Origin of the sequence: Flammeovirga aprica JL-4, assembly GCF_012844305.1 — a bacterium.
Lineage (GTDB): Bacteria > Bacteroidota > Bacteroidia > Cytophagales > Flammeovirgaceae > Flammeovirga > Flammeovirga aprica.
In genome coordinates, this window is sequence record NZ_JABANE010000065.1 from 1 (window position 1) to 11,979 (window position 11,979).

At 35.5% G+C, this 11,979-nt stretch carries 10 protein-coding genes; 3 read left to right on the plus strand and 7 right to left on the minus strand.

Annotation, left to right across the window (positions count from 1 at the left end; translation table 11 throughout):
* Positions 1-237: 237 nt before the first annotated feature.
* Positions 238-1,566: an MFS transporter gene (locus HHU12_RS20945; RefSeq protein WP_205959944.1), complete on the minus strand. Its 1,329-nt coding sequence runs from the start codon at positions 1,564-1,566 to the stop codon at positions 238-240.
* A 317-nt stretch (positions 1,567-1,883) separates the two neighbouring features.
* Between HHU12_RS20945 and HHU12_RS20950 the strand changes: the two genes are divergently transcribed.
* From HHU12_RS20950 to HHU12_RS20960, 3 genes are all read left to right on the plus strand, one after another.
* Entirely contained in the window at positions 1,884-6,014 is a 4,131-nt protein-coding gene (locus HHU12_RS20950) for a DUF445 family protein (protein ID WP_169658695.1), read from the plus strand.
* A 33-nt stretch (positions 6,015-6,047) separates the two neighbouring features.
* Entirely contained in the window at positions 6,048-6,836 is a 789-nt protein-coding gene (locus HHU12_RS20955; protein WP_169658696.1) for a DUF3575 domain-containing protein, read from the plus strand.
* 88 nt (positions 6,837-6,924) lie between these two features.
* On the plus strand, positions 6,925-7,644 hold the full coding sequence (locus HHU12_RS20960; RefSeq protein WP_169658697.1) for a hypothetical protein: 720 nt from the start codon (positions 6,925-6,927) through the stop codon (positions 7,642-7,644).
* 71 nt (positions 7,645-7,715) lie between these two features.
* On the opposite strand, the gene HHU12_RS20965 is transcribed toward HHU12_RS20960, so the two are convergent.
* From HHU12_RS20965 to HHU12_RS20990, 6 genes are all read right to left on the minus strand, one after another.
* Positions 7,716-8,360 (minus strand): SCO family protein, encoded by a 645-nt coding sequence (locus HHU12_RS20965; RefSeq protein WP_169658726.1) that lies wholly within the window; start codon positions 8,358-8,360, stop codon positions 7,716-7,718.
* On the minus strand, positions 8,347-8,937 hold the full coding sequence (locus HHU12_RS20970; protein WP_169658698.1) for a toxin-antitoxin system YwqK family antitoxin: 591 nt from the start codon (positions 8,935-8,937) through the stop codon (positions 8,347-8,349). The genes HHU12_RS20965 and HHU12_RS20970 overlap by 14 nt, the downstream gene beginning before the upstream one ends.
* The gene (locus HHU12_RS20975; RefSeq protein WP_169658699.1) at positions 8,909-9,706 is read right to left on the minus strand and encodes a YHYH protein; all 798 of its coding nucleotides are present in this window, start codon (positions 9,704-9,706) and stop codon (positions 8,909-8,911) included. Before HHU12_RS20975 ends, HHU12_RS20970 begins: the two co-directional genes overlap by 29 nt.
* 258 nt (positions 9,707-9,964) lie before the next feature.
* A complete protein-coding gene (locus HHU12_RS20980; protein WP_169658700.1) occupies positions 9,965-10,810 on the minus strand; it encodes a helix-turn-helix domain-containing protein in 846 nt (281 codons plus the stop codon).
* Positions 10,811-10,863: 53 nt separating this feature from the next.
* Complete coding sequence (locus HHU12_RS20985) at positions 10,864-11,427, minus strand: carboxymuconolactone decarboxylase family protein (RefSeq protein ID WP_169658701.1); 564 nt, start codon at positions 11,425-11,427, stop codon at positions 10,864-10,866.
* A gap of 75 nt (positions 11,428-11,502) precedes the next feature.
* Positions 11,503-11,925: a hypothetical protein gene (locus HHU12_RS20990; RefSeq protein ID WP_169658702.1), complete on the minus strand. Its 423-nt coding sequence runs from the start codon at positions 11,923-11,925 to the stop codon at positions 11,503-11,505.
* Between the last annotated feature and the right edge of the window lie 54 nt (positions 11,926-11,979).

Genomic DNA, 11,979 nt, shown 5'->3' on the forward strand with positions numbered 1-11,979 from the left:
GTTGAATATGGTCTTTTTTCATCTCTATAAAATTTAGACCTATAATTTACGATAATTTAGTTTACAATGTATTAAGTACTAAGACATAAGAAAAGGGATGTTTTGAGGGAAGAATGTTGAGTGTAGAAAAAATGGTTCTGGTTATGGATCAGAGGACGTTGTAATGAAAATGGCACAAAAAAACACCTTACCATTGCTGACAAGGTGTTTTTATATCTGTATAATAACCAGACTGTCTTAGTCTAAGTTATGCTTGTATCCAACTAAAGCGTAGTATACTAAGTATAATTCACCTGCGATTACTAAGAACCAAGTCATATCCCATGATCCTAATGATGAAGCTAAGATACCTTGGAATAATGGCATTAAAGCACCACCAACTACACCGATCATTAAAGCTCCTGAACCTTTAGAAGTATAAGGTCCTAATTTGTCGATTGCTAATGCGAAGATTGCACCCCACATGATTGAGTGTAATAAACCTACAGCTACTAATAACCAAGGATTAGCAGTTAACATACCTGCGATAACCAATACTGTAGCTCCACCTGCAGTAACTAATAACTGAGTTGTACCTGCAATTTTGCTTAAGAATGAACCACATAAACGACCTACTAACATTGAGAACCAGTAGATAGCTGGTAAGATCGCCACAGATTTACCGTCAAACCATAATAACTTAACAGCGTCTGGGAATTCACCTTTTTCGATTAATTGCTCAATATATAAACCTAAGTTTGCACCAACACAAACCTCAACACCAACATACATGAAGATCGCAACAACACCTAATTTTAAGTGGCTGAAGCTCCACACTGACTTGTCTAATTTTACTGGCTCAGCATCTTCTTTTTCCTCTTGTGAACCAATGTTTGGTAAGTTCAATTTAGGAATAATGAACGCTAAAACTGCTACGAAAGCTAATAAAGCTCCTAGTGGAATGTAGATATCACCGATTTGAACATCTGATGCTTCAGCACCTGCAAATACGATATAAGTTACAAATAAAGGTGCTAAAGTAGTACCTGTAGAGTTTGAAGAACCACCAATACTCATTCTAGTTACGGCTGTAGTACCAGGAACGATACAAGCAGTTAAGTAAGGGTTGATTACGATTTGAAGAATTGCTAATGCACATCCTACTACAAATGAACCAATAAGGAATACGAAGAATGCCAATGGTACTTCTCCACCTGCAAGACTTACTGATGGCAACATGCTGTTAGACCAAGCTGATAATTCAAAAATACCTAATCCAAACACTAACATGATTAAACCATTTACAAGTGTCATTTTATAACCCTTGTTTTCTACCCACTTTGCACCAATACCTGAAGTTGCAGGGTAACCTAGGAAGAATGCAAAAGTCAACATTGTTGCTAATGCATCTTTAATTTCACCTGCATTTCCTAAAAATGCACCTTTTAATGGCACTTGGAATTGTTGGTTGACTACAGTTAAGAAACCAACTACAAAGAATAGTGCTACCATAATCAGGAATGGACCTGTATGGTTTTTTTTAGTTTGAACGTCTTTCACAATCGTTTTTTCTATAGTTTCACTCATCTTCTTGAGACAAAATTGTTAATTAAAAAGTGTTTTAAGTGGACAGATTAGCTGATCAAAATAATAGGACGAATAATACTTCAATTCATTATCCCTTAAAAAACCTAAACCGTTTGCAATATAGATTTAGAATTTTGAAAGTAAGAATGACACTTATCAGTTTTATCCAATATCATCATTTTAGAGTCACATTTTAACAAATAAAAACATTTGTTATAATTTCCACTAAAACCCCTTTTCGTTGGAAATATATCTCTTTTTTTCCAATTGGAATCAAAAAATATTTGTATTAATGGGAGTTTGTTGCAACTTTATATATGATCAGTGAAGTACTATTAAAAATAATTTCAGGTTCTGTTGTTGGTTACACAACCAATGATCTCGCACTTAGAATGTTATTCGAAAAAGTGATGGGGATTCCTAGTATTGTGGAACAGACTAAGGAGGAATTTATCAAAAATATCAGTCAATTAGTTGAATCTGAAATCATCAGACATGATAATATAAGCGAGGAAGTGAAAAAAGAGGCTTTCCAAAACGCTTTACATATCATGTTGACTGAGTTTATTGAAACTCATCTGAAAGAAGCTTTCCGTGAAGATGAGCTAATCGATGAAATTCCTGAAATTGGCACTTCCATTGATCGATTCCTGGCACTGATAGATGAACAGTCCAAAGAGACCATCCGAAAAGGGCTGAATGGACTTTTGATGAATTCCAACATCGCAGACTTCACTTCCAAACAACATATCCGTTATATCTGTGATCAATCCTTTGATATTATCCTCTCCATTTTGAAGGAAGAGAGTCTTATTGAAGTATTGACAAATGATATATGGCATGAATTCAAAAGAGAGCGAGTGAAGAGTGTTGTCTCCCCTATTCTTTTTGAAGCCCTTGATCAATATACGGGTGACTTTTTTGATGAACTCCACGAACTGATCAAAAACGATGAACTTCCACTGAATAATTTCATTGATAATTTCTTAAAGCAAATTGAGAATGATGAATTGATTTTAAAACTCAGTCAGTCCATCTCTCAAAAAAGCATCAGTGAGTTATTGGGTTCTGGCGATCATATTCATATTGCCAAGGAAGTACACCGTATTTTAGACAAAGAACTTCAGGATCAAAGCGACAACGCACCTATCAAAAGACTGATCAATATTCTGATTGATGTGGTAAGCCAAGAAGAGACGACCATTTTCGATCTTCTCCCTCCTACAATCGCTGATAATTTTGAGCAATTTCTGAGAAAGAATATGCCGATAATTCTTGATGCTGTTGTAGAATGGATTCAGGAAAACAGGGATGAAATCAATCATTTGGTAAATGAGGCCTTTGAAGAAGAGGCTTCTTTAATTGGTCGTTGGCTGATGGGCCTTTTCGTGGACAGTGTTAGCGAACGTTTTAAGGTGGTGGATGAGATCATTCATATTGCCAATGATCAGAAAACTGAACAAAACTCTAAGGCACTTGCAGAACAAGGTGCTGAATTTATACTGGACTATCTAAAGAAAAATAGTATTGGAAGTCTGATTCATAAATTTGATCAGAAAGGACTGATTGATACGATTCATGCTCTATTAAAAACATTGGTTGACGAAAAGCTTTTAGGGCAAGGAGCGGAATCGATGTCTTCTATTATGGATCGAAAAATTGAAAGCATATGGTCATCCGATCGTCAGCATGAGGATCTTTCCAAGCTTTTCAATTTCTTGATTGATGAACAATTGATCTCAAAATTCATTTATCAGAAAAAATCAACTGAAAAGGCGAAAAGTATAGTCAGTGAGCGTTTAGATCGTATCAAAGATCAACCTTTGTACACTTTGTTTACGGACGCTACAATTTCAAAGTTTGGCACCAAAACACAAGATTTTTCTGAAAAAATATTGCATTCAGAGAAAGTCGCTATTTCCAAAACGCTGGAGGGCATTCTAGATAAAGAAATCACTCAAAAACCTTTTTCAGCGTTGATTGGTGCAAATACGGTTGAAAAATGGACTCCGAAGTTGAAGAAGCTTTCTGTTTCCTTTATCAGAGATGAATTTGAGAAAGGGAAAAAACGCCCAATCCATGATCTAGTGAAAATTGCGCAGAACAGTACTTCCCTCCCTAAAAAACTTACATCGGGCATTATCGGCTATATCGATAGAAATATCAACCGCTTGATGAAAGGACAAGTGAGCCGTATTGTAGCTGACAACTTGCAGAACAAACACAATAAATTGCCAGAAATGGTGAAAGGGTTTATGGGACAGAACATGAAACCTATCACTTATTTCGGTGCTTTTTTAGGAGCTATTGCCGGAGGTTTGACATTTTTTGTCCCTATGGGCGAAAATCCTTTAAGCTTAGGGTTGAGTATCGCTTTAGTATATGGTGTTACTGGTTTAGCGACAAACTGGATTGCCATCAAAATGATCTTCAGACCTTATCAGGCTAAATATATAATGGGCATAAAAGTGCCATTTACGCCTAGTGTGGTATCTGCCAACAAACAAAACTTCGCTAATAATATGGGGAAATTTGTGGGGCAACAGCTTCTCAATGAAGAATCTATTGGTAATGATATTCAAGGAAAATTATCTACCCTGAAGAAAAATATCTATAATACTTTTGTGGAAACAGATTACCATACATTGGATATTCTGCTGGAAACAGAGAAGAAAGGTATTGCAAAGAAGGTCAGTAAGGATTTCACTCATAACCTGTTTTCGAAAAGGTATGAATACGCCCAAACCTTCGCCAATAAAATTGAGGAAGAGCTGGTAAAAATCAATTCTTTCCCTTCTAGTTCTTTACAAACAAGATTTATTGACTTAGCACACAGAGATACGGTCTATGAAACCTTGTCAAAGTTTATGACAAACAAGGTGATCGACCTTTTCAATAATGACTTGATGCTTAATGATGCTATTCCTGACAAATTTGTAGATCAGATGTTTGATGCTGTAAAACAAATTCTGAGAAAGCAATTGGATAAAGCGCATCAGTGGATTTTGAAAGACGACCTGTTTGATGAATTGAAGAAAGTATTCAGGGATAAGCTGATGGAATACAGAAGCAAATCCCTCAACGAAATTCCTATTTTCGCCAACAATAAAGTCAAAATTAAAGAAAGTACTTGGAGGGTAATGGCAGAAACCATAGAAAAAGAAGATTTTCAAAATAGAGTCCTTCATTTCTTTGAAAAACAACTGCTTGATATTTCCAATCAAGAACAACCTATAAGAACACTTTTTGGAGGAAAACCTTATGAGGCACTGCAGGCCAACAGTATTAAAATCGTAGAGCAATTGATACAAAGGGTGATCCATCACCTGAGTGAAAATAATGAAAAAATTGCGGAAGATGTATATGCTTCTGTTGTAAAAAAACGAAGAATAGCTACGCTGTATGAAGGAAACATCAAGAGAACTTCTTTGGCACTGACGGACCGTAAAATCCCTGATTTGTTATTGAGAGGATTACCTTCTATTACTAAGAAAATTCAGGATAGAATCTCTATTATCTCAAAACAAACAAAAATCAAAGACCTGAATGTTGCTATCAATAATGAACCACTGAAAGAAACAGTTATTGGTCTGCTCCAAAATCAAAGACTATTGACCAGTGTTCAGTTTGTTTTGAATAGAATTGTTGATGAAGTTTTTGAAACCAAAATTGAAAAAATATTAAGTGTAGGTTCAATCTCTGAGGGCGAACTTTATGATCAACTGAGTCAGAACTTGGCCCCTGAAATAGAGATCGTTCGTAGTCATCTTTCAGAACAAATTTCGAACGAAGAGAAGAAGGAGAAAATCGTCACTGAACTTTCTGATATCATTAAGGAAATCTCCAAAAAGGTAATTCTCTCTAAGAAAGTAAAAGATATTTTCAGAAATACGGACGAAGAGGAACTAAGGGATGGTATTCAAAGCACATTCACCATATTACTCAATTCAAGATCTTCGCAGAAATTCGTCAGCAGTATAGCACATCATATTGCCACTTATCTTGAAGAAAATGGCTTTGCTGAGCTTGTAAATCATGAACAACTGATCTACGATGTAGAAAAAGGCATTGCAAAATCACTTGAAAACAATAAAAATCAGGAGGTGATCCGAGAGTTGATCAAGAACCTGTCTGTAATATTTTTGAATGATTTCAATAAATGTCTTACAACGGAGACAAAAAACTATCTGCTGAGCAAGATATTAGATGGACTGATGGAATCGGCTTCTCCTCACACAGGAGCCTTGATCAGAACCATCGATTTTCAAGGAATTGTGGTCAATGAGATCAATCAAATGGACCCTGCCAAGATTGAAGAACTATTTTACGGTTTTGCAGGCATGTATTTTAGAAGGCTAATTATCTACGGTTTCTTCTTAGGATTGCCAATTGGCGCAATGTTAGATTTCGGACTGATTCAATTAGTTTCTTTTGTATTTAAAGAGTAAATTATAAATACAAAACCAATATCTTTTTTAAAAATGAAAGCTACTTATCTTCTATTGATATCTCTCTTTTTGTTTTTCAATACTTCTTTCGCTCAAAAAAAGAAATCAGTACAAACAATAGAGCATGATTCTACCATCACTATGATGCGTAATAATATTGTCCGCTTCAATTTGACGCCTTATTTACTATGGGGAAGTGGCAATTATGTTTTTGGCTATGAAAGAAGAATTAATGATTTCCAAACCATTTCATTGAATGTAGGAAGTCTGACTTTTCCCAAATTGGTCAATCTCCCACTCGGAAGTGGAGTCGCGAGAGATTTTAAAAACACAGGTTACAGTTTTGCTATCGACTACAGACGCTATTTCAAGAAAAGAAATAGAGGATTTGCCCCTGACGGTCTGTATTGGGGACCTTATGTTGCTTACTATAGATACAATTTGAGCAACAATGTCTCTTTTGATAGTTTAGGAGGAATGCCCGTGCAAGGAGATCCTATCCAAGCGAAGATGGAAGGCAGTGCGGATATTGTCACTATTGGCGTTGAGCTGGGGTATCAATTCGTAATCAAAAAGAGGATCGCTGTTGACCTTATTATGATTGGCCCTGGATGGGGAATGTACAGCGGCACATTGAAGCTTAATAGTGACGTTACTATACCAGAAGAAGCAGAAGTATTACAGGAAATTAAAAATGGACTTGTCAATAAATTTCCTGTGCTTGATGGCTTATTAGATGGAGAAGAAATAAATACCAATGGAGATTTCCGGACATGGACCGGCGGACTCCGGTTTGTCATACAAGTGGGATACGCCTTTTAAATCCTGTATTTAATCGCAAATAGGCATTAGGGCTTTGAAATGAAAAATTACTTCTGTCCTAGTGCCCGAATTAACATTTTAATATACTATGAGAACTTTCACGCTTATTTACTTGCTACTTTTAAGCTCAATCTGTTTTGGGCAATCTTTTGTTCCAGTTTTATCTGTAGATGGAATGACCGCCTCTAAAGAGGTGTATGTGATCAAAAACGATGGGACTAAAATAGAAGGAAAAATCAGTTCTGCCACTTTGGTCAACGACATCTTGAAAAGTGTAAATATCAAATCAAAGGATGGTGTAAAATACAAATTCAAGGCCGTAGACATTAAAATTCTTGCTGTCAAGCCAACGGATGTTTTTCAATTTGAGCAATCTATGACTGCCGGTTCTATCCAAGAATTAATAGGAAGAGAATTTGATCAGGTTGTTGATCAAGAGTACGTGTATTATGAGCAAGCGATTCTTCCTGGCAAGAAAAATAAATTTGCTTTAATGCAATTGTTAAACCCAGGATTTGATCATGTGGTGAAGGTTTATAAAGATCCGAATGCCAACGAAACGGGGAGTTTAAGTATTTCAGGAGTGAAAGTAACTGGAGGAATCGATAAGTCTTATTTAGTTTGTGATACGGGTTCTAACAGGGCTGTTCTTCTTCAAAAGAAAAAATATAAAAAAGAAGCTCAAAGTGTCATCTTCAGCAAGTGTCCTGATATTTTCAATAAATATTATGGTGAAGACAACTTCAATTGGAGAGATTTTGCTGAGCATGTTTATGTTTATGACCAACTGTGCAGTGAACAAGATTAGTTAAACTAATTTCTTAACAACCAAAAAGTCTAATTTCCGCAGGTGTATTTTCCTCAAGAAATTGGACTTTTTTATACTTCTTCTTTTAACGTTTGAATGTCTTTGACCAATTGACGCATTTCCAATTTGAGTGTACCATTATAAATGCCTCTGATTTTTTTATTCTGATCTACTAAAATAAAATGTTCGGTATGTAAAAACTCTGTACTGTCTTTGGTAAAACCTAAGTCCTCTTCCGCAAAATAAGACTGCCTTGCCAACTGATAAATTTCTCCTTTGGTTCCCGTCAGAAAATACCAGTTTTTTGAAGTGATTTCCTTGGCCGTTACATATTCTTGAAGCACTTCCACATTATCAATCCAAGGAGTCACTGTGTAAGACATCAACTGTACATTCTCATCATTCGCATATTGATCATCTATGATTTTCATATTTTCAGTCATCACAGGGCAAATGCTACCACAACTTGTAAAAATAAAGTTGGCCACATGTACTTTCCCCTCTATAGCTTTCTGAGTCACAACTTGATTATGCTGATTTCTCATTTCAAAATCACCGATTGAATGGGTGATATTTTCATTTACTTCCTGATCTGTTGTTAAAAAGTGAGGTGTAAAATCTGGTGTATTATAAAATGGCAGCTGTTTTTCAGTTTTTGAACAGCCCATTTGGACCACTACAAAAGTCAATACTACAATCCAGTTAAAACGTTTCATCTGATACATTAATACAATTTTTTGTTCCCAACAATCCAAACCTTCTACCATCTTTGATGACATAATTGGCTTTGACTTTTCCATTGTCATACCACACCTGCTGTACTCCAGTCTCCTGCCCTTCATGATAGTTCTGATTTCTGATCAATCTTCCCGCGACACTCCAAGCCTGAGCATTCCCTTCGTAAAGATCATTTTTAAAATGAGTGATAAATCGAGTTCTACCATCGGGAAAATACCCCACTTGCGTACCTTCTTTTTTCCCTTCCTTATAAGTTCTCACTTCCTCTAACATTTTATTGGGGTAGTACCTTGACCATGTCCCCTCTTTCAAACCATCATAGTATCTTCTAACACGAAGTGTATCCAAACCATTAGGGTAATTCCAGTAAATTGTGCCACTGAAACGTTTTCCATTGACATAAAAAACACCCTTTGATGACTTTACTTTGACGGTATCCACAAGAACTGTTTCTAATGGTAAAACTTTCTCTTTTTCCTGCTTTTGTTCACAAGAAAAAGAGAAAACTACTATGAAGAGTGATATACTAATTAGTTGAAGTACCTGGCGTTCCATAATATCCGTTTCCATTAATGTAAGGGTCTTCTGCTGTAATGTGATAATGATAGATACCGTCAGGGTAATCTTCAGTGGCGTGAGAGTGACCATGATAATCATCTAAATCATCATTCGTAACCGCTACTCCATTTTCTTTCGGACCATATACAGGAAAACCATCTAATAAAAACCCAACTAATCCATCTGTACCTATAGAATCCTGACTTGTCAGGTGCACAGGTTCTAAGTGATAGTGGTACTCTCCTGATTTCTGAGGATGTCCATTGTACTGATCGAAACTGAAAATTTCATCCGTAAGTGGTTGATTATTTGGACCTGCATATTGGTTATAAAAAGAAACCCCATTTAAAGCAATTCCCATTGTGCCTAAAGATGTTGCTTGGTGATTCGTTGCTTTTTCTGGATTTAAAGGAATTCTTACTTTACGATCAAATGAAGCTATTCTATTAGGGTTGAGATGAAAATCTTTATCATCATAAGCCTCATAACGACTGCTCCATTGTGTGTCTTGATAATATGGGCTACCATGATCTGGCGTGCCGTCTACTTCTATCACTACAAAATCACCGTCAACATAAATGTCCGTTGCTGCATATATTTTTTGATAGACAGATAAGTCTACCGTGTTATCATCGTCTGAATTATCATCATTGGAGTCATCATCATTTGAAGTATCGTCGTCATTAGTGTCATCGTCATTCGCGATAGGATCTTGATCTTGAGGCGTTACGTTCGAATCGTCTTCATTACTAGTAGAACAATTCATCAAAAAAATACATAAAAGTAAAGTAACGAAATAAGTCTTTTTCATAGTGTGTAGGTGTAATGGTTATTTTCAATCAATATCTATCCATTAAAGGGAGCTACATTGTTTTTGTACTCAATACATCTGGATTTTTAAAAAAAATATTCTAAGGATTGATATATTAAGTTAAGAAAACATCTCCCTAACTTCAAAATATTCCTATTACTATAACCATACACACACCTATAATTCGCACTAACTTCACTAAAATACAATTATTTATGATTTTGAGAGCCTATACTGCGAAGGTGACACTCCTTCTTTCTTTTTAAAAATTCTTGTAAAATACAATGGATCGTTATATCCTATATCATAAGCTATTTCATTGATAGGTAACGAAGTGGATTGCAATAGTTCCTTGGCTTTTTTAATTCTCTGTCCAGAAAGATATTTAGAAGGTGTCTCTTCATATATTTTTTGAAATTCTCTTTTAAAAGATGATAAACTCAGATGACATAATTTGGCTAACTCTTCTAATGACAAGTTGGAAAAAGTATGTAATTCTATGACCTTTTTAAGTTGAGAAACCCTCGGAGAATACAAGTCATTGATTAATTCCAACACCGATGAAACATTATTGGTTTGAATCAACAGCAATACTAATTCCTTGATTTTCAATTCCAACAAATCTTCATTGACCAAAGACGGGTTATCAAAGTAGAATTCTAAAGAATCAATAAAACGAGCAATGATTGCCTCATCCTCTACAATTCTTGTTTTGGGATTCGTCATCTGTTTCTCAATCAGTTTTGGAAGCTCATTGATATACAGTTTTTTCAGCAATTCAGGAAAAAGATGAACTGCTATCACCTCCACACTTTCTTTATCCTTTTGGTTATGCAAAAACTCTAAAAAGTAAGTATCACACCTTAATAAAATTGCTTCTTTTTTCTTTACTTCCACATTGTCTTGAGGAGAACGTAGTTTTATATGAGCATCTTTCATATACAAAAAGCATCCTTCATTCTGAAAAATTCTCTCTTTTGTATAAGGCACTTTAAAAGTATTTTTCTCGATCAGAGGCCTTCCTTGATAATTAAAGCTAATGGATTCTTGCATTTTCATAGAGTGAAGATATAAAAAAAGAGGTGATCAATAAACCACCTCTTTTATAAAATTTAAACTGCTAAGCTTTTCTTTTCCCATGCAAAAGGTTGAAAAGCATTATCTAGTGGTGTTTTAGCCACATGATTCGTATAATTACTAATGGTCTTCTGCGCCAGTCCTAGTATAATTTCTAATACATTCGTTTGTGAATACCCTGCCTTAAAAAACGCCTCTAATTGCTCTTCATTTACGAAACCTCTTTCACGAACCAAGGCTACTGTAAATGTTCTCAATGCTTCCAATTTTTCATTGGGCAAAGGCGTTTCATTTCTCAATGCCTCTGTGATTTCAGGAGCAATACTCATAGCGTTAGCAATAGCGGTGTGAGCGGGAACACAGTAGTGGCATTCATTCTCTACATTGATGGTTTGCCATACAACTGTCAGTTCATCATTATTGAAAGACGTGCTTGCAAATGCCTCATGTAAATAATCATAAGCTTTCGCTAATTGAGGAGAATCAGCCAATGTACCAATTAAGTTCGGTACAAAACCAAATGCTTTTTTCTTTCCTTCTAATAATTCTTTGCTTTCTTGAGGAGCTGTTTCTGAATTGTGGATTTTAAAATTTGCCATGATCTAATAAAATTTAGGGTGTTAGATTCCTAGACCTACTTCATGAAGGCCTTCAGAATGAAATTGATTAATGAATTAAAATAATGTGATCTTTCGGTTATGGACTGATAGATTCAGTGTTGAAGCCAGGATTAATAAAACAGCCAATACAGGCGGTCTACTTTCAAAAGGCAACACTTCTACGGGCACATTGGGATCAGAGTGCACAAATAAGGCTACAATCATAATAGGAAGCACCATAATGCTCATACCATAAAAAAGCTTATCTGCCAATTCGGGTTTTATTTTATTGTAAAAGAAGAGTAATAGAAGAGCAATTGCCCCCACTATAATTTCACTACTTTGACCTATGAAGAAGGATAACTTTGGAAATGGCAATCCTACTGTTTCAATCTGCGTAGCAAAATTATAAGAAAACTGATCTGTAAACTTCACTAAGCCCGGCATAAATAAAAATAAGGCTATAAATGCGGTCGATATTTTTTCTGAAACTTTCATCTTCTTTTCTTTTTTGTTTTTTCTTATGATACAAATATCATGGATAGAACTTTT

Excerpts from the sequence above, each read along its gene's own strand:
- HHU12_RS20965 (WP_169658726.1), bottom strand. The coding sequence starts at position 8,360 with ATGAAACGTTTTAACTGGATTGTAGTATTGACTTTTGTAGTGGTCCAA.
- HHU12_RS20985 (WP_169658701.1), bottom strand. The coding sequence starts at position 11,427 with ATGGCAAATTTTAAAATCCACAATTCAGAAACAGCTCCTCAAGAAAGC.
- HHU12_RS20975 (WP_169658699.1), bottom strand. The coding sequence starts at position 9,706 with ATGAATTGTTCTACTAGTAATGAAGACGATTCGAACGTAACGCCTCAA.
- HHU12_RS20970 (WP_169658698.1), bottom strand. The coding sequence starts at position 8,937 with ATGGAACGCCAGGTACTTCAACTAATTAGTATATCACTCTTCATAGTA.
- HHU12_RS20980 (WP_169658700.1), bottom strand. The coding sequence starts at position 10,810 with ATGAAAATGCAAGAATCCATTAGCTTTAATTATCAAGGAAGGCCTCTG.
- HHU12_RS20990 (WP_169658702.1), bottom strand. The coding sequence starts at position 11,925 with ATGAAAGTTTCAGAAAAAATATCGACCGCATTTATAGCCTTATTTTTA.
- HHU12_RS20950 (WP_169658695.1), top strand. The coding sequence starts at position 1,884 with ATGATCAGTGAAGTACTATTAAAAATAATTTCAGGTTCTGTTGTTGGT.
- HHU12_RS20955 (WP_169658696.1), top strand. The coding sequence starts at position 6,048 with ATGAAAGCTACTTATCTTCTATTGATATCTCTCTTTTTGTTTTTCAAT.
- HHU12_RS20960 (WP_169658697.1), top strand. The coding sequence starts at position 6,925 with ATGAGAACTTTCACGCTTATTTACTTGCTACTTTTAAGCTCAATCTGT.
- HHU12_RS20945 (WP_205959944.1), bottom strand. The coding sequence starts at position 1,566 with ATGAGTGAAACTATAGAAAAAACGATTGTGAAAGACGTTCAAACTAAA.